Genomic DNA, 18,373 nt, shown 5'->3' on the forward strand with positions numbered 1-18,373 from the left:
CCCTATCCCACCGGCCTCACCGAACCTCCCTCCGGCCTAACAGCCCCCAGAAACTTCCACGCCAACCTCGTCACCCTCTCCATGCACTACGAGTTCTAAGCGAAGGATCAAACCAGAAGCTAATTCATAACCAAAAAGGAGATCGGCCATGAAAACACAACTAAGACTTGCCATGGTGTTCGCAATAGCAGCATGCACGCTCCCCACCTTCGCCCAGAACACCGGTGCGACCACCTACACCTCCAAGTGCCAGATGTGTCACGGCGCAGATGGAACGGGCAATACTCCTGCCGGAAAGGCTATGAAGGTTCCGTCTTTCCTCTCCCCGGCCACCGTAAAGGAATCAAATGCCGATCTCATCGCGGTAACAAAGAACGGTAAAGGGAAGATGCCGGCGTATGGCAGCAAACTCACCGATGCGGAGATCAAAGACGTCATTGCTCATGTACGAACCTTGCAGAAATAGCAGGAGCATCAATACCAGGCAGACCTATCTCCTCGACGGAGATAGGTCTGTTTGGTACAGTACCGCGTGATTTTATTCGTTACCATGGAGCGCACGACGGGCACAGATCCTGGGTCCCGAGCGTCTCAAAAATACGAAACAGGAGCAATCATGAAAGTCCTTCTGACGATCGCAGCAGCTTCACTTCTAGCCGCATCCTTTGCCACCCCTGCCCTGGCTCAGGGAGCAGGCGCCGCAACCTACAAGGCAAAGTGTCAGATGTGTCACGGTGCCGACGGCCAGCCAACCGCGGCTGGCAAGTCCATGAAAGCGCTGCCCCTCAACTCGCCTGAGCTGAAGAAGGCGTCGACCGCTTCGCTAATCGCTTCGGTAACCAATGGCAAAAACAAAATGCCGGCGTACGCAGGGAAGCTCACCGACGCCCAGATCAAGGAAGTCGTGGAATACACTCGCACGCTGCAGTAGCCACAGTGTAGAGAGGTAGTCACGTCGGGTACCGCCCGGAGAGAAGGGCTAAGCCGCCCTCCTTCCCGCAGTAACTCTCGAGCTAGCGCCCGGATCGCTCCCCGGACTTGCGCCCACACGGCTGTGCCTCGCTCCACCTGCCACGTCGGCCAGCGCGAACGGCCCGCCGCAGTCTGAAAAGCAAACGAAAAACTGGAGCAACCACTCGCTCTGGGCAATCACAGGACTCCCAACATCAGTGCAGTGACCAGCCTCACAGCTTTGCTCCTCTGCACCGTGTTACTGCTAGGGACAGTGAATGCATCTCCCCGGGAATCACAAAGCTTTCCCCGGGCTCCCGGCCCCTGTTCATCCCGTGCAAATTGCCAGGAATCAGGGCCCGGAAGAACAAAAATTCAGCGATGAGGCGTCCTTCGTGTCCGTATTCAAGAACTTCAAAGAGCAGTGGCTGCAACCCTTCGTCTATCTGGGCAAGAACCGTCTCAGTCTAATCGGGGGCGCCATTACCACCGCCTGCGCCTTCGTTCTGGTTGGCTTCTGGATGGTCGACGTCCTTGGGCATGGCGGCTCATCGAATCCCTACATCGGCCTGATCCTCTTCCTGTTCCTGCCCGCCTTCTTCCTCATCGGCCTCATCCTAATCCCGATCGGAATTTTCTTCCAACGGCGGAAACTACTTGCCAAGGGTGCCCTGCCATCGATCTATCCCGAGATCAACCTCAATGAGCCCGTCTTTCGCCACGCGCTCAACTTTGTCATTATCGCCACGTTCGTCAACTTCGTGATCGCCGGCGTCGCCAGCTACCGCGGCGTCGCCTACATGGACACCCCAGGCTTTTGCGGCACAGCCTGCCACGTCCCCATGCAGCCCCAGTGGGCCGCCTACCCGCACTCGCCGCACTCCAACGTCGAATGCACGGAGTGCCACATCGGCAGCGGTGCCAAAAACTTCATCCACGCCAAGATGGCTGGCACCCGGCAGCTCTACGCCGTCGCGTTCAACACCTTCCCGCGCCCCATCGTCGCGACCCTCTCTGAGCTTAATCCCGCCAGCGAAACCTGCGAGCAGTGCCACGCTCCCGCTCGCTTCATCGGCGATCGCCTTCTCGTCAAGACCACCTTCGGTGAAGACGAAAAGAACTCGGCGACCAAGACGATGCTCTCCCTCCACGTCGGCGGCGTCGACTCCCTCTCCCGCATCAGCGGCATCCACGGTGCTCACCTCTCCAACATCGAGTTTGTCGCCACCGACGCCACCAACCAGACCATCATCGCCGTTGACGCCACCGGTCCCGACGGCAAGAAGGTTGAGTACCTCAGCTCCGACTGGAAAGGTCCTGTCAAGGGTATCCGTCGCACCATGGATTGCATGGACTGCCATAACCAGGCCGCCCACGCTCACAAAACCGCGGAGGCTGCACTCGATGAATCCATGGCCACCGGCGCTCCCGATCCCTCACTGCCCTTCGTCCATAAGCAAGGCTTAGCCCTGATTCAGGGCAAGTACATCTCGCAGACCGAAGCCGCCGCTAAAATCAAAACCGGTCTCGAAGACTTCTATCGCTCGCAGTACCCTGCAATCTGGAGCAGCCAGCACGGCAAGATCGAACAGGCCGCCACAACCCTCACCGCCATTTACGCGACAAACGTCTCCCCGGAGATGAAGGTAGCCTGGGGCACCTACCCGAACAACATCGGCCATACTGACTCTCCCGGTTGCTTCCGGTGCCATGATGGAAACCACACGTCGAAGGACGCGAAGACCATCAACAACGACTGCGCCGCCTGCCATAACCTGCTAGCCGTCGATGAAGCCAACCCCAAGCTGCTGAGCGAACTCAGCCCCCAGTAGCCCCATACTTCCAAACAAAAGCGGCATCCTTTCTCAGGATGCCGCTTTTGCTTGTCCGCTAAGCTTCACTCCTGCGCGCCCCAACTCCGCATCTACGGAGTGCCCGCAACCTGCTTCACGGCCGCATTGGTGTTCACCGACTTCGCCGCCGGAAGCTGCGTAGTGTCCCATCCTCCGCCCAGCGCCTGCACCAGCTGCACCGCCGCCGTCATCTCGCTCACGCGCAGCGTAATCTGAGTTTGCTGATTGCTCAGCAGCGTCGTCTGCGCGCTAATTACGTTCAGATACGGATCGAGACCCGTCTCGTAGCGAGCGTTCGCAATATCCAGATACCGCTGCGCCGACTTCACCGCCGTATCTTCCTGTTGAATCTGCTGCGAGGTCACACGCAGCGTAGCAATATAGTCTTCCGTCTGCTGGAAAGCCGTCAGCACCGTCTGCCGGTACGTCGCAACATCCGCGTTATACGTCGCGGTGTACTGAGCGACCGTCGCCTTCCGCAGGCCCGCATCGAAGATCGTCTCCGCCGCCGAAGCGCCCACTGACCAGAACAGCGCCGGCGCCGAGAACAGCGACATAATCGTCGACGACTCCAGGCCGCCTCCGCCAGTCAGACTCAGCGTCGGATAGTATGCCGCCTTCTCCACGCCGATCAGCGCATTGGCCTCCGCCATCGTGCGTTCCGCGCCAGCAATATCCGGCCGCCGCTCCAGCAATTGCGAGGGCACTCCCACCGGTATGGCCGGCACGGGCGTCGTCAACGACTTCACCGGCATCGAAAAGTTCGAGGCCGGTTTGCCGATCAGCGTCGCAATGGCATGCTCGTAGATTGCACGATTCGTCGCAATGCCCGTCGCGATCTCCTGCGCGCCTTGCAGCGTCACCTCTGCCTGTGCCACCGACTCATCGCTGTCGATGCCCGTCTCGTACAGCGACCTGGTCAGCTCCAGCGATTTTTTATCGGCCTCCACCGTCTCGTCGTACAAATCCTGTAGCGCATCCTGTCCTCGCAGCTGGAAATAAAACTCCGCCAACGCTGCCTGCTCAGTCAGCCGCTCGTTCTCCAGGTCCGCCGCACTCACCTGCGAGGCATATTGAAACTCGCGCACTGTATTCCGAATCTTGCCCCACAAGTCCGGCTCCCACGACACGTCGAACGGCAGCGCTAATTCGTTCGAAGTGACGCCAGCGGCCCCAGATGCAGCGGCCCCGTGCAAGGCCGCGGGGGTTTTTGTGCGGTTATACGAAGGGTCCGTCGTCACGGTCGGATAGAACTGCGACTTCGCCTCCAGCACCTGCGCACGCGCAGCCATGAAGTTCTGGAAGAACACCGCGATGTTCTGGTTGTTGATATTGAGCTGTTCTTCAAGCGCATTCAATTCAGGCTCGTTGAAGATCTCCCACCACTTGCCCTTAAGCGCCGCATCCTGTGGCTGCGCAGGCCGCCACGTTCCGTCCGGAGTAGTTCCCTCAGGCGGATTCGTATACGCGGCTGGTGCCGACTCTTTGAATTCCGGCGCCACCGCCGTCGCGGTCGGCTTCACATACTTCGGTCCAACATTGCATCCGCTCAGCAACACCGTCGCGCATGCGGCCGCACACGCCAAGTTCTTCGCGCCAGCGAAGCGGGAAGCGCCTGCCGTCATCTCTTCCAACGTCTTCCTTCTCTTCATTCCCATTCTCATTGGGCCTGCTTTCATCGCGCCGTCGCCGGAGTAGCGGTAAAGAGCCTTGCCCGCTTATCTCCCTGGATCTTCAGACGCAAGTTATCCATGAACAGGTAAATCACCGGTGTCGTATACAGCGTCAGCACCTGGCTCACCAGCAATCCGCCGATGATCGTGATGCCCAGCGGCCGCCGCAGCTCCGATCCCATACCGGTTCCCAGCGCCAGCGGCACCGCGCCAAACAGCGCAGCCATGGTCGTCATCAAAATCGGACGAAACCGCAGCATGGACGCCTCAAAGATCGAGTCCCGCGTATCCTTGCCCTCAATACGCTCGGCATTCAGCGCGAAGTCGATCATCATAATCGCGTTCTTCTTCACAATCCCGATCAGCAGAATGATGCCGATGATCGACATCACATCCAGCTCCGTTCCCGTAAGCCGCAGCGCCAGCAACGCTCCCAGGCTCGCCGACGGCAGCGTCGACAGAATAGTAATAGGATGCACCAGGCTCTCATACAGAATGCCCAGCACGATATACACCGCCCCAATCGCCGTCAGAATCAGCCACTTTTCGTTGCCCAGGGATTGCTGGAATGCCTGCAGCGTTCCTGCATACTCTCCATGCACCGATGCCGGAACGCCCAGCTTCTGTTGAATATCGGTGATCTCTTTCGTCGCCTGCCCCAGCGACACGCCCGGACTTAAATTGAAGTTCACCGTCACCGACGGAAACAGCCCCGTATGATTCACCGACAGCGCCGACGTCGACGGAGCATAGTGCATCACGGCATTCAGCGGTATCGCTCCTCCTCCGCTCTTTTGGATCAGGTACACGTCCTTCAAACCCTGCGGAGACTGCCAGTACTTCGGCGCCACTTCCATCACCACGTAGTACTGATTCAACTCCGTATTGATCACCGACGCTTCCATCTGTCCGAACGCGGCGTACAGCGTCGAATCGATCGTTTGCGGTGTAATGCCCAGCCGCGCCGCCGTTGGGCGATCATACGTCAACAGCGCCTGCAATCCATTGTTCTGTTGGTCGGTGTTGGCATCCTGAATCCCCGGCGCCTTGCGCAGCGCAGTCAGCAGCTGCGGGCCATACAGTTGCAGGTCCGCCGTTGTCTCTGCCTGCAGCGTGTATTGATACTGCGCGCTCGACTGCCTTCCACCAATCCGAATATCCTGCACCGGCTGAAGATAGGTTGCGGCGCCCGGAACCTTCGCCAGAAGCGGCCGCAGTCCGTTGATGATCTCCGCGGCACTCTGTGTTCGCTCATTCAACGGCTTCAACGCAATAAACGTAAACCCTCCGTTGGTCGCGCCTTGGCCGCCCGTAAAGGCCATCGCATTCTGGACACCCGGATAGCTCTTGATGATCTCATTCGCCGCATGCACCGCTCTATTCATCGCGTAGAACGATGTGTCTTGTGCCCCCTGCATGCCGCCGTTTAGAACGCCCGTGTCCTGCTGCGGGAAAAAGCCAAGCGGCACGGTGACTGCCAGATAACCCGTTGCCGCAACGGTCGCCACAAACACCAGCAGCATCAGTGCCGGGCGGTCCAGCACCCACGTCAGCGACCTTCGATACCCGGCCAGCAGGCCATCGAAAAACTCTTCGCTCCACTGGAACAGTCGGCCATGTTTTACATCCGCCTCGGAGCGCATCACCCGCGAACACATCATCGGCGTGGTGGTCAGGGAGATCACCATCGACACCAGGATTGCCGTTGACAGCGTGATGGCAAACTCGCGGAACAGCCGACCGATAATGCCGCCCATCATCAACAGCGGAATGAACACCGCAATCAGCGAGATGCTGATCGAGAACACCGTGAACCCAATCTCCTGGGCGCCCCTCAACGACGCCTGCATCGGCGTCATCCCATCCTCAATGTGGCGCGAAATATTCTCCATCACCACGATGGCATCGTCCACCACGAATCCACTCGCAATCGCCAGCGCCATCAGCGATAAGTTGTCCAGCGAGAACCCGCACAAATACATCACCACGCAGGTCCCGATCAGTGACACCGGAACCGCCACCGCAGGCACCAGCGTCGCAGGAATATTACGCAGGAAGAGGAAGACCACGAGGATCACCAGCACAACCGAGATGACCAAGGTCCGTTCAATATCGTGTACGGAGGCCCGGATGGTCAGCGTTCGATCGAGGATCGTGAAGATGTGCATGCCTGCTGGAATCGAGGCCTGCAGCGAAGGAAGCGCCGCCTTGATCGCGTCCACCGTCGTGATAATGTTGGCGCCCGGCTGTCGGAAGATGATCAAATCGACCGACGGTTTGCCGTTCAGATATCCTGCCTGCCGCACCGACTGTTGCGAGTCGATCACATCGGCAACGTCCTGCAACCGCACCGCTCCGCCGTTGTGATATCCCACCACCAGCGGCCTATACAGCGCCGCCTTCGAGATCTGATCGTTGGTGAGAATGTCCGCGGTCGTATTGCCATTCGATAGCTGGCCCTTGGCAATGTCCGCGTTTTGTCCTGCGATCACCTGCTGCACCGCCGGCAGCCCAATGCCGTAGCTATTCAGCTGCTGCGGATTCAACTCCACCCGAACTGCCGGCAGGGAAGCGCCCACGGCGGATACCTGGCCCACACCTGAGATCTGCGAGATGCGCTGCTCGATCACCGTCGAGGCCTCGTCATACATCGCAGGAACATCGTAAACATCCGACTGCAGCCCGATCACCATGATCGGTGAGTCCGCAGGATTCACCTTGCGGTACGTCGGGTTCTGCGGCAGGTTCGCTGGCAGATACGTGCGCGCCGCATTGATGCCAGCCTCCACATCCCGCGCCGCTCCGTTGATGTCGCGGTTCAGATCGAACTGCAGCGTGACGCTCGTCGTACTCAACGAACTCGACGACGTCATCTCCGTGATGCCCGCAATGTGCGCAAACTGGCGCTCCAGCGGTGTCGCTACCGAAGACGCCATGATGTCCGGACTCGCCCCAGGTAATCCCGCCGCCACCGTGATGGTCGGAAAATCCACCTGCGGCAGCGGCGACACCGGCAGCACCCCAAACGCAATGATGCCCGCAATCGCCACCGCGATCGTCAGCAGCGTCGTCGCTACCGGCCGCTCAATGAAGACGCGTGAAGGGTTCATGCCTCTGCTGCCTCGTGGGTTCCATCGGTTTCAGGTCCGCCGTGCGTCGCCTTGCCGCCGCGTCGTGAGAACCAGCCACCCAGGTTGTCGAAGAAGATATAAATTACCGGCGTGGTATACAGCGTCAGCACCTGGCTGAATAGCAATCCGCCGACCATCGCCACGCCCAGCGGCTTGCGCAGCTCGGAGCCGATTCCGCTTCCGAACGCCAACGGAATGCCGCTCAGCAGCGCGCACATCGTCGTCATCAAAATCGGACGGAAGCGCAGCAGCGATGCCTGGTAAATCGCCTCCGTAGCATCCAGCCCATGATGCCGCTCCGCTTCGAGCGCAAAGTCCACCATCATAATGCCGTTCTTCTTAACGATGCCAATCAGCAAAATGATGCCAATGATCGCGACAATATCCAGATCAAGGTGGAACAGCTCCAGCGCCAGCAACGCGCCCACACCCGCCGACGGCAATGTCGAAAGAATCGTTACCGGATGCACGAAGCTCTCATACAGCACGCCCAGCACGATATATACCGTCACCAGCGCGGCCAGGATCAGCAGCCCTTCATTCGAAAGCGATCCCTCGAACGCCGCCGCCGTGCCCTGGTAATTCGAAACCACGCTGGTCGGCAGCTGATCCTTCTTGATCACATTGTTGATCGCATCCAGCGCCTCTCCCAGCGAGTAGCCCGTATTCAAATTGAACGAGATCGTGACAGCAGGGAACTGGCCCATGTGATTGATCGAGAGCGCTTCGCTCGTAGGCACAAAGTGTGCAAACGCGCTCAACGGCACCGGTGTCTGGAGCGCGGAGCTGCTGCTCGAGCTGCTCGATCCGCCCCCGCCCCCGCCTCCACCGCCCGCCGAGCTCCCCGTAGAAGGCGATCGCGACGTCCCACTCGCCGACGTCGTCGCACTCGATGACGTCGCTGTGCTTGTGCTCGTGGTCGAAAGTACCGACGAAGTCGTTCCCGTCGTCGACGACGTTGACAGTGCCGAGCTCGAGTTCACAGGCGACGCCGCCGACGTCGTCGTTGTGTTACCCGAGGCCAACGCAGACGTCGACGAGGACGCCGAGGAAACTCCACTCGACGACGCCGATGGCGTCAACAGCGACGTAGTTGCCCCGCCTCCGCCCGACCCCGCGCCCGACGACGATCCTGCCGTATTGGAGGCTTGCGCTCCCACCGTCCCCGTTGTCGTCGCCTGCACATAAATGTCGTTCAACTTGTGCGGGTCCTTCTGGAACTGGGGATCCGCCTCCAGAATCACGTGATACTGATTCACCTGCGTGTACATCGTGTTGATCTGCCGCTGTCCGAACGCGTCATACAGCGTGTTGTCGATCGTTGTTGTCGTCACGCCAAAACGCGAGGCCGTCGCGCGATCGATCTCCACTTGCTCCGCCGCCGCACCCAGTTGCTGATCCGTCACCACGTCCGCAAGCTGTGGCAGCTTCTTCAGCTTCGCCACCAATTGTGCCGCCACCTGGTTAAGCTCTTGCTGGTTTGGATCCTCCAGCGTGTACTGATATTCCGTACGGCTCACCATGTCATCGACCGTCAAATCCTGTACCGGCTGCATGTACAACTTGATCCCGGCAACCTTCTCCAGCTTCGGAGAAAGCCGGTCGATCACCTCGGTCGCCGACAGCCCACGGTCCTTCAGATCCTTCAAATTAATCTGCACGCGCCCGCTGTTGAGCGTCGTATTCGTTCCATCCGCGCCGATGAACGACGAGATCCCCGACACCGCCGGATCCGCCAGCAGCACCTTCGCAATCTCCTGCTGCCGCTGCGCCATCTCCGTAAATGAAGTCGACGGCGACGCCTGCGTGATGCCTTGAATAATCCCCGTATCCTGCGTCGGGAAAAATCCCTTGGGAATCTCGATGTACAGGAAGACCGTCAAAACCAGTGTCGCCACGGCGACCAGCAGCGTGATCGTCTGGTAGCCCAGCACCCAGCGCAGCGTGCGTCCGTAAAACGCGATGATATCTTCGAAGACCTTCTCGCTCTTCTTGTAAAACCATCCCTGCTGGCTCACCGGCGTATGCTTCAAAATTCTCGCCGACATCATCGGAGTCAGCGTCAGCGATACGAACGCCGAGAACACAATCGTCACGGCCAGCGTGACCGCAAACTGCCGGAACAGCCGCCCCGCCACATCCCCCATGAACAGCAGAGGAATCAGCACAGCGATCAGCGACACGGTCAACGACAGAATCGTGAACCCGATCTGCTCTGCGCCGATCAGCGCCGCTTCCATCGGCGCCATCCCCTCTTCGATATACCGCGAGATGTTTTCGATCATCACGATGGCATCGTCCACCACGAATCCCGTGGAGATCGTCAGCGCCATCATCGTCAAATTATTCAGGCTGTAGCCCGCGAGGTACATCACCCCGAGCGTGCCGATCAGCGACAGCGGCACAGCCGCGGCCGGAATAATCGTCGCCGACAAACTGCGCAGGAACAGGAAGATCACCAGGATGACCAGGCCGATGACCAGGCACAATTCAAACTCAACGTCCGCCACCGACGCGCGAATATCCGTCGTCCGGTCCGTAACGATCTGCACCTTTACCGATGCCGGCAGCGTCGATTCCAGCTGCGGCAGTAGCTTCTCAATCGTGTCCACCACCTGGATCGTGTTCGCTCCCGGCTGGCGCTGAATATTCAAAATCACTGACGGCGTCTCATTACTCCACGCGGCCAGCTTGTTGTTCTCCACTCCATCCACAATCCGCGCCACGTCCGTCAGCATCACCGGCGCGCCATTGCGATACGCCACCACCACCGACTTGTAATCGTCGCTGCTGATCAGCTGGTCGTTCGCGTTGATCGTGTAGTCCTGCGAAGGTCCATCAAAGTTTCCCTTCGCCGCGTCCAGACTATTCGCCGTCAGCGCATTGCGAACATCTTCCAGATTCACGCCATACGCCGAAAGCGCCGTTGGATTCGCCTGGATGCGCACCGCAGGCTTCTGTCCGCCCGAGATGCTCACCAGGCCTACGCCCGACACCTGCGATATCTTCGGCGACAGCTGCGTGTCCGCCAGATCTTCCACCTTCGATAGCGGCATCGTCGAAGATTGCAGCGCCAACGTCAGCACCGGTGCATCCGCCGGGTTCGATTTGCTATACACCGGCGGCGCCGGCAGATCAGCCGGCAGAAAGCTCTGCCCCGCGTTGATGGCCGCCTGCACTTCCTGCTCAGCAATATCAATGTTGAGGCTGAGCTGGAACTGCATCACGATGATCGACGACCCGCCCGAGCTCGTCGACGTCATCTGGCTCAGTCCGGCAACCTGCCCAAACTGCCGCTCCAGCGGCGCCGTTACCGCCGACGCCACCACGTCCGGGCTCGCACCCGGATAGAACGTCATCACCTCGATGGTCGGGTAATCCACCTCAGGCAGCGCCGAAATCGGCAGCTGGGTCCATGCAACCAGACCCGCCAGAAAGATTGCCGCCATCAGTAGTGCCGTCGCAACCGGACGAAGAATAAATGGGCGCGAAGGACTCATTGGGCTGTGCTACCACCGGTCGGGCCCATGCCCGTTGACTGTGTGTTCGTCTTCGGCTTGCTCTGCCGTACCTGCACGTGCGCGTTATTCTCCAGCCGATCGAAGCCGCTGGTCGCAACCGATGCGCCGGTGTTCACGCCCGTCACCGCCGTAACCTTTTCATTGCCGGTCAGCACCTGTACCGGATGCACGGCAACGGTATTGTTCGGATTCACGATGTACACAAATGCAGCCGTGCCGTTATATTGAACCGCCGAGGTCGGCGCCAGCGTCGCATTGGTCAGCGTCCGTTCCAGCAGCCGCGCATTCACAAACTGGTTGGGGAACAGAACGAAGTCCTTGTTCGGAAAGTTTGCCCGAAACTTCACTGTGCCCGTCGTCGTGTCAATCTGGTTGTCCAGCGACGTCAGCTTGCCCGCCTCCAGATTCTTCTCGTCCGCGCGATCGAACGCGTCTACTTCCATCGCCCGATTGCCCTTCAACTCCGTCTGTACGCCCGGCAGATCATCCTCGGACACGTTGAAGACCACCGTGATCGGCTGCAACTGCGTGATCACCACCAGCGTCGAGCTGCTGCCGGAAAACACCGTGTTCCCCGGATCCACCAGCCGCAATCCCACCCGCCCGTTGATTGGCGCAACAATGTGGCAGTAGCCCAGCTGAACCGTGTCATAGTCCACCGTTCCCTGGTCGGCCTTCACCGTGCCCAGGTACTGAATCACGGCTTTCTCCTGGTCGTCCAGTTGCTGCTTGGCGATGGCGTTGCGTGCGTACGCTGCCTGGTAGCGCTTCAGATCCATCTCCGCCTGCGCCAGCACGCCCTGGTCGTGCTCCAGAACTCCTTCTGCCTGCGTCAGTGTCGCCTCATAAGGACGCGGATCGATGTCCACCAGCGGATCGCCCTTGCGCACAATCTGACCCTCGCGATAGTGCACGGACATCACCACGCCCGTAATCTGGCTGTAAAGAGTCACCGTAGCCACCGGCGTCACGGTGCCCAGCGCGCTCACATAGACGTTGATATTGCCCGACGTCGTCTGCCCTACCGTGATCGCCGCCGGCCCATTTTGTCCGCGGCCCTTCGCCGCATCCGCCCCGCCGGTCTTCGGCTTGGTGAAGTAATACACCAGGAACACCGCCAGCAGGACCACCACCACCAGGAGGATCCACACCACGGTGTGCGACTTCTTGTGTACCAGCAGCTCGGGCGAAGCGTTCCGCTCTTCAAATGCCGACCCAACATTCCCGCTATGCGCTTCAAACGACTGGCCCAGATCATCAGCGTGCGGTCGCTTATCCCGGCTATCTTCCAGAGCCATTCTTATCCTCTTCGATCAATTCGTCTTAAATGTCTTGTGTTGGGGGCGCCAGGCGCCAATGGATTCTCTACATCTATGGATGGTTAAGCCTGAAAAAAAGTTTCGATTGCCCGGCAATGCCATTCTTCAGTGTTCATGACTCAAGAAACCTCCAGCAATCAATTACTCAACCCTAACAACATCGTTTTACGACTCCTCGTAATTTGGAGCCAAGCCGACTTCCTTGATTATCTGTTAGCGTTGGCAACGGTGCCAACAACTCGCCTCGTTTCTTAACCTAATCCCCTGGGATCGCACGAATCCCCAGCACCCCGCAGGCTCCTGCCGCCTCACTCCTCGAAAGCACACACCATGCCCGATCTAGCCACCCTCACCACCCTCCATTGCATCCTCGAAGGCCCAGTCGCCATCCTCACCCTCGACCGCCCCGAGGTCCTCCACGCCCTCAACAGCGTCATGTTCGACGAGCTCGAGTTCGCCTTCACCACCCTCGCCGCCGACCCCGCCATCCGCGTCGTGATTCTCACCGGCTCGGGCGAACGCGCCTTCGCCGCCGGCGCCGACATCCGTGCCCTGGCCGAAACCGATGCCTCGACAGGCCTCGCCGCCTCCCAACGCGGCCAACAAGTCTTCGACCTCATCAGCTCAACCCTCGAAGCCGCAGGCAAGCCCGTCATCGCCGCCGTCAACGGAGTAGCCCTCGGCGGCGGCTGCGAGCTAGCCCTCGCCTGCACGATCCGCATCGCCAGCGACAAAGCCCGCCTCGGATTCCCCGAGGTCAAACTCGGCCTCATCCCCGGCTACGGCGGTACCCAGCGCCTCACCCGCCTCATCGGCCGCAGCGCCGCCCTCCGCCTCATGCTCTCCGCCCAGATCGTCGACGCCCTGGAAGCTCTCGGCCTCGGCCTCGTCGACGACATCGCCCCCGCCGCCGAGCTCCTCACCCGCGCCCACGCCCTCGCCGAGACCATCGCTTCCATGGCCCCCCTCGCCATCGCCGGCGTCCTCGAAGCCGTCGCCCGCGGCGAAGACCAGCCCCTCCCCGAAGCCCTATCGGTCGAAGCCCACATCTTCGGCCGCCTCTGCGCCACCGCCGACAAGCAGGAAGGCGTCACGGCCTTCCTGGCCAAGCGCCCCGCCACCTGGCAAGGCCGTTGACCCGCACCTCAGCCGTCCACGAATCCGGGTGCCCCGGGCCCCGCTTCTGGGACCTGGGAGCTGATGCCCTACGGCGTCGTCTGCGTAGTCGTCGGCTTCTTTACCCCGGTACTCAGCTTCTTCAGCAAAAACTCCTGCAGCAAATTCGTAGCCGCATCCGATGCGATCCCCAGAAACCCATTCTCAATCGTCAGCCCCGCCCCATTTCGATTGGCCGCCGGATAATACAAATTCGAGATCGCCCCCGAAGCAAAATCACCCAGCACACTTGCATACGCAGGCTGCCGCTTGCCGTTATCTCCGCGCGAAATCACCGACGTCGAAATCGCATACAGCGCCCGATGCCATACCGTTCCTTTGCCCATGTAGAAGTACCGCGGATCCTGGTGAAACAGCACCGGGAACACGGCTCCCCCCAGCATCCCACCGATAGCCCCGTCCGCCAGCAGCGCGCCATATCGCTTGCCATAGCCCTCCCATCCCGGGCCAAAGCCGCTGTACTCGTCGCTCGATTGCTCAAGCCCCGCAAACCCCGCCGCAATCACAAACGTCGCCGGATCAATAATCGACCGCGCCGCCAGCTTGAACTTCTGCTTCGGCGTCATCGGCGCCGCCTTCCAGACGTAGCTCACGTAGAAGTTCGGCACCAGCCCCACCAGCCGCTGCTTCTCCTCCTGCTTCATCTGCATCTCGGCAATCTCCACCTGCGTCAGCGACGACACCTCCACCTCCTCGCTCGTCGCCGCCCCCAGCGCAATCGGTGGCAACTCCAACGACTCATCCGCATTCAGCGTCCCCTTCTGCGTCGTCGGCTGCATTCCCTTAGCGATAATCGTCAGCAGGTAAGGCCCCGCCGCCACGTTGCTGAAGCTGAAGTGCCCATTCCCATCCGCCACCGTACTCCGCCGCTTCGTCGACCCCGCCTCCAGCAACGTCACCGTCGCTCCTGGAACCAGCGCCCCATCCACATCCGTCACCACGCCGCTCAGCGTCCGCACCGCCGTCGCATCGCCCTGCACCTGCATCCCAGCCGGTGCGGGTGCATCCGGAATCGTGCCCGGAGTCTGTTGTGCCCCCGCTGAAGAGATTAAGCAAACAGGAAAGCAGCAAAGCAGGGTTAGAACCAATCGCATCCTTCGAGCATATCTGTTTCATCCGTGGTTTTCTGCTCCGACATCACAGCCTCCGCCCTCATCGGCAAACAAGGAGCAATCTCGCCTCCCACGCGGCCATCGTCAGCACCGGCGAACCCATGCCAGGCAAGCACTTGCGCGCTTGCGCAACTTGTCGAGCACAACTGTGTCTATTGCATTAGCGTGCATCGGTTGCGCATTCTGCATCCAATGCACATGACCGCTTTCCCGCGGCACGCAGAGGTGCAGTGCGCGAAACCGAAATCAGCTTCAAGTACGATTAACAAGCGAGGCATCAAAATGCGTGGATTCAAATGGATGGTTTGTGCAGGCGCACTCTTGGCTTGTCTGGCACTAGCCCCGACAACGGCTAGCGCACAGGTCTCAGTTGGCGTTGCCATCGGCGGCCCTCAGTATGGAGTCGTTGGCGGCCCTCCTCCGGGGTGCCAATGGGGCTACTACGACTACGCACCCTATGCCTGCGTACCGTACGGCTACTACGGTTCCGGCTACTTCTACAACGGCATCTTCCTCGGCGTAGGCCCCTGGGCTTATTGGGGCTACCACCACGGCTGGGGCAACTACCGCTTTCACGGCGGTGGCGGCGGTTACTACCGTGGCGATATCTACGGCCATAACGGCGGCTGGCACGGCGGCGACGGCTACCACGGCGGCGGCTACCATGGCGACAACGGCTATCACGGCGGCGGCTACCACGGCGACAACGGCTACCACGGTGGTGGCGGCTACCACGGCGACAATGGCTATCACGGCAACGGCGGTGGCCATCCCAACAACGGCGGCGGCGGACATCCCCAAGGTGGCGGCGGCGGCCACCCACAGGGTGGTGGCGGCGGTCATCCCAGCGGTGGTGGTGGACACAGCGGCGGTGGTGGTGGCGGACATCACTAGATAGCGACCATCGCGAAACCAGCGACGAACACAGCACTTCAGCGGCGAGGCCTACAAGCCTCGCCGCGCTGCTTTAATCCGCCTCTCGAAAGCAACGATATTGCAGGCCGCGCCGCGCAAACAGAACGAACTTCACGCCAACAACCCTGCAATTGCAATCTTTTCGATACCCTCGGGCACACCCCGAATAGCCATTCGGCATCCAACGCGAAGCGGTTAGAATTTTCAGCATCTTCGAGGCATTCCAATCCGTGTAAACGTGCCGCTCACTCCATCAAACAGCAGCTACTGTCAGTGAGGTCTCAAAATGCGTGGATTCAAATGGATGTTAGCTGCAGGCGCGTTGCTTACCTGCTTGGCCCTCGCTCCAACCACGGCGAGTGCGCAGGTCAGCATTGGGATTAACGTCGGAGGCGGACCTCCGAGTTGCCCGTATGGCTACTACGACTACTCCCCCTACAGCTGCGCACCCTATGGGTACTACGGCTCCGGGTACTTCTACAACGGCATCTTCCTCGGCGTCGGACCCTGGGCGTACTGGGGCTATAACCACGGCTGGGGCAGTTACCGGTATCACGGCCCCGGCGGCGGGTATTACCACGGCAATATCTATGGCCGTGGTGGCGGCTATCACGGCGGCGACCACTATCGCTACAACGGTCGTCCTCCCAGCCATCCACCGGGATATCGTCCGCCCAACAATGGCGGTCACCCGCCCAACTATCGTCCGCCCAACAATGGCGGCAAGCCCCCGAATAACGGTCGCCCTCCTAACAACGGCGGCAAGCCTCCGAACAACGGACGCCCGCCCAACAATGGCGGCAAGCCTCCTAATAACGGTCGCCCGCCTAGCGGTGGCGGCGGTAAGCCCCCCAGTGGCGGCGGTGGTCGTCCCCCCAGCGGCGGCGGCGGTAAGCCTCCCAGCGGTGGTGGAGGCCGTCCCCCCAGCGGCGGCGGCGGCGGCAAGCCCCCCAGTGGCGGTGGAGGTCGTCCCCCCAGCGGTGGCGGTGGTAAGCCTCCCAGCGGCGGTGGCGGACGTCCTCCCAGTGGCGGAGGTAGCGGCAAGCCCAGCGGCGGCGGCAAGCCCCACTAGTCGTCAGCCATCCATCATCCTTCAGTGACGGAGCCCACCAGCTCCGTCGCTGTCTTTTCGCCAGGGCTCTCCGCTGCTTGATATCCTGTTCGAGTGTTGAACCCACGCAGCCTCCGCAGGCCCCTCCTGATCCCCGCTCTTCTACTCGTCCTCTCGGGCTGTCACACCCAGCCCTCTGCAGTCTCCCCGCAGCAGGCCCGAGCCCAGTTGCAGCAGGACCGTGCCCAGCTTGAGACCCAGCGTGAACAGCTCGACCTCATCCCGCCGCCCACCAAAAGCACCTTCATGACCGTCCACACCTACGACAGTTGGCAGAATCCCGTACTCACCATTCAGCCCAGCATGCTCGAGCTCCACGTCCTGCTCGCCGACGCCAACACCACGCCCATCGGCGTCGGTGGCATGTTCCGCCCCGTCAACGCCCGCCGCCAGGAGCTCAACATCAGCATGTCCACGCTCGGCGACGCCATCAGCTCGATCCCCCACTCCTCCTGGCCCTACGGCCGCGTCGTCGCCATCGAAGAAGCCAACAAGACGCCACCCTCAGCCGAACCAGCTGTTCGCCGCAACATGGAAGTCACCATCAGCAAGCTCAACGACCTCGGCATCGTCGTCTACGACCTCTCCAGCGGCAAAATCCAATAGCCGGGAGGAAGTTCTCAGTTGTTAGTTCTCAGTTCTTAGTTGAAGGCAAACTGAGAACTGACAACTGAGAACTAAGAACTCAAAATGGAGAACCAAGGCACCCGAACGTCCACTAATCGGCCAACACACTCGCCCAGAGGCATCCCCACGCCGATTCTATACATCGAGTCAAGGAGTCAATAACAAACTGTCCCCTGGTGACCCGCAATGCGAGATAAGCAAGACGCCACGAAGCCATCTGCTCCGATACCTCCTCCTCTCGACGAAGTAGTCCTTCTTCCCGAAGAGAAAGATCTGCCCGCCCTCCCGCAGGATCACTCCAACGTCCAGGTAGGCAGCGACGCTGTTGAATCTCTCATCGCCGAGAAGCGCATCGGTCTCCGCATCCGCGCCCTCCGCCAGAAATCCTCCCTCGGGCTCGCAGAGCTTGGCCGCCATACCGGCCTCTCCTCCAGCTTCCTCTCTCAACTCGAAACCGGCCGCGTCGTTCCTACCCTGCGTAACCTCGCCCGCATCGCCATGGTCTTCAGCAAGGACCTCAACTACTTCTTCAGCCCCATCCCTCTCTCCCTCTTCCGTGTCCACCGCGCCGCCGATCGCGTGCGCCTCCCGCAGTCCGGCGTAGAGCACCCCCGCTATTACTTCGAGAGCCTCGGCTACCTCGTCCCCGACCGCCAGCTCGATCCCTACCTCGCCGAGTTCCAGCCCGGCAAATTCCCCGACGACAACTTCCACCAGCACGCCGGCTTCGAGTTCCTCTACGTCATGGCCGGCACCCTCAGCGTCCAGCACGGCGAAGTCGTCCACGAGCTCCGTACCGGCGACTCCGTCTACTTCGACTCCTCCACCATCCACAGCTACGCCTGCGTGGGAGACGAACCCGCCACCGCCCTCATCGTCACCCTCCTCCAACCCATCAACCTCGCGTCAACCCGCCTCGGCGGAACCCGTCCCTCCGGCAGCCTTCGCGCCGAGACCGTCGCCACCCGGAAGAAGCTCCAGTAG

13 protein-coding genes are annotated in these 18,373 nt (G+C 60.6%); 8 read left to right on the plus strand and 5 right to left on the minus strand.

Annotated features, from left to right (window positions below):
* Positions 1 to 148: 148 nt before the first annotated feature.
* The 3 genes from GSQ80_RS04065 (at position 149) to GSQ80_RS04075 (ending at position 2,783) form a co-directional block, all read left to right on the plus strand.
* The gene (locus GSQ80_RS04065; protein WP_158786249.1) at positions 149 to 466 is read left to right on the plus strand and encodes a cytochrome c; all 318 of its coding nucleotides are present in this window, start codon (positions 149 to 151) and stop codon (positions 464 to 466) included.
* A 150-nt stretch (positions 467 to 616) separates the two neighbouring features.
* Complete coding sequence (locus GSQ80_RS04070; protein ID WP_216850136.1) at positions 617 to 931, plus strand: cytochrome c; 315 nt, start codon at positions 617 to 619, stop codon at positions 929 to 931.
* 415 nt (positions 932 to 1,346) lie between these two features.
* Positions 1,347 to 2,783 carry a NapC/NirT family cytochrome c gene (locus GSQ80_RS04075; RefSeq protein ID WP_254059428.1) on the plus strand — a complete coding sequence of 479 codons (1,437 nt, stop codon included), beginning with the start codon at positions 1,347 to 1,349 and terminating at the stop codon, positions 2,781 to 2,783.
* Positions 2,784 to 2,875: 92 nt separating this feature from the next.
* Here the strand turns inward: GSQ80_RS04075 and GSQ80_RS04080 are convergent, their stop codons facing one another.
* Genes GSQ80_RS04080 through GSQ80_RS04095 form a run of 4 tightly spaced genes read right to left on the minus strand, consistent with a single transcriptional unit; the run spans position 2,876 to position 12,427 of the window.
* Positions 2,876 to 4,456: an efflux transporter outer membrane subunit gene (locus GSQ80_RS04080; protein WP_254059429.1), complete on the minus strand. Its 1,581-nt coding sequence runs from the start codon at positions 4,454 to 4,456 to the stop codon at positions 2,876 to 2,878.
* Positions 4,457 to 4,479: 23 nt separating this feature from the next.
* Positions 4,480 to 7,587 (minus strand): efflux RND transporter permease subunit, encoded by a 3,108-nt coding sequence (locus GSQ80_RS04085; protein ID WP_158786251.1) that lies wholly within the window; start codon positions 7,585 to 7,587, stop codon positions 4,480 to 4,482.
* Positions 7,584 to 11,108 carry an efflux RND transporter permease subunit gene (locus tag GSQ80_RS04090; RefSeq protein ID WP_158786252.1) on the minus strand — a complete coding sequence of 1,175 codons (3,525 nt, stop codon included), beginning with the start codon at positions 11,106 to 11,108 and terminating at the stop codon, positions 7,584 to 7,586. The genes GSQ80_RS04085 and GSQ80_RS04090 overlap by 4 nt, the downstream gene beginning before the upstream one ends.
* The gene (locus tag GSQ80_RS04095) at positions 11,105 to 12,427 is read right to left on the minus strand and encodes an efflux RND transporter periplasmic adaptor subunit (RefSeq protein WP_254059430.1); all 1,323 of its coding nucleotides are present in this window, start codon (positions 12,425 to 12,427) and stop codon (positions 11,105 to 11,107) included. The genes GSQ80_RS04090 and GSQ80_RS04095 overlap by 4 nt, the downstream gene beginning before the upstream one ends.
* 351 nt (positions 12,428 to 12,778) lie before the next feature.
* On the opposite strand from GSQ80_RS04095, the gene GSQ80_RS04100 reads away from it, so the two are divergent.
* On the plus strand, positions 12,779 to 13,585 hold the full coding sequence (locus tag GSQ80_RS04100; RefSeq protein ID WP_158786253.1) for an enoyl-CoA hydratase/isomerase family protein: 807 nt from the start codon (positions 12,779 to 12,781) through the stop codon (positions 13,583 to 13,585).
* Positions 13,586 to 13,653: 68 nt separating this feature from the next.
* Here GSQ80_RS04100 and GSQ80_RS04105 read toward each other — a convergent pair whose 3' ends face one another.
* Entirely contained in the window at positions 13,654 to 14,718 is a 1,065-nt protein-coding gene (locus GSQ80_RS04105; protein ID WP_158786254.1) for a carboxypeptidase-like regulatory domain-containing protein, read from the minus strand.
* A 300-nt stretch (positions 14,719 to 15,018) separates the two neighbouring features.
* Between GSQ80_RS04105 and GSQ80_RS04110 the strand changes: the two genes are divergently transcribed.
* The 4 genes from GSQ80_RS04110 to GSQ80_RS04125 all read left to right on the plus strand — a co-directional run bounded on the left by GSQ80_RS04110 (position 15,019) and on the right by GSQ80_RS04125 (position 18,373).
* The gene (locus GSQ80_RS04110) at positions 15,019 to 15,630 is read left to right on the plus strand and encodes a hypothetical protein (RefSeq protein ID WP_158786255.1); all 612 of its coding nucleotides are present in this window, start codon (positions 15,019 to 15,021) and stop codon (positions 15,628 to 15,630) included.
* 307 nt (positions 15,631 to 15,937) lie between these two features.
* Entirely contained in the window at positions 15,938 to 16,723 is a 786-nt protein-coding gene (locus GSQ80_RS04115) for a hypothetical protein (protein ID WP_158786256.1), read from the plus strand.
* Positions 16,724 to 16,816: 93 nt separating this feature from the next.
* Positions 16,817 to 17,368, plus strand: coding sequence for a hypothetical protein (locus GSQ80_RS04120; protein ID WP_254059431.1), 552 nt, complete (start codon positions 16,817 to 16,819; stop codon positions 17,366 to 17,368).
* A 207-nt stretch (positions 17,369 to 17,575) separates the two neighbouring features.
* On the plus strand, positions 17,576 to 18,373 hold the full coding sequence (locus GSQ80_RS04125) for a helix-turn-helix domain-containing protein (RefSeq protein WP_158786258.1): 798 nt from the start codon (positions 17,576 to 17,578) through the stop codon (positions 18,371 to 18,373).

Source organism: Granulicella sp. L46 (assembly GCF_009765785.1).
Lineage (GTDB): Bacteria > Acidobacteriota > Terriglobia > Terriglobales > Acidobacteriaceae > Granulicella.